1 pseudogene is annotated in these 359 nt (G+C 69.1%); it reads left to right on the top strand.

What is annotated here, in order from left to right:
- Positions 1–356 (top strand): annotated as a pseudogene (locus tag DSP71_RS09095) (hypothetical protein); the annotation flags it as partial.
- Positions 357–359 lie beyond the last annotated feature (3 nt).

The following is a 359-nucleotide window of genomic DNA, read 5'->3' as shown; positions in this document are numbered from 1 at the left end:
CGGCGCTCGACCTCGTCGGCGGTGGAGGCGTCGGGCTCTACGAATCGTCGTCCTGTGCGGGGGGAAACGCCCCGGCCTGCGCGAACAGCAACGGGTACATCAAGTACCGCGCCGACATCGCGAGCTGGGGCGCCGGCCGGTTGAACTGGGCGATGGCGCACGAGCTCGCGCACATCTATCAGTTCCGTGTATGGGGCTCGCTCACGTCGTCCGGTGCCTACGGGTCGCTGTTCGGCGGCGACCCGGAGTTCCTCGCCAACTGCATGGCCGTGGTGCGGGGATATCCCGGATCGGTCGGCTGCAACGGCGATCAGCAGGCGTGGGCCTCGGGTATCTGGGTGGGCGTCGTCCGCTGAGGC

This window comes from Microbacterium sp. H6, assembly GCF_003314775.1.
Taxonomy (GTDB): domain Bacteria; phylum Actinomycetota; class Actinomycetes; order Actinomycetales; family Microbacteriaceae; genus Microbacterium; species Microbacterium oxydans.
This window is presented reverse-complemented; position numbering and strand designations above follow the sequence as displayed.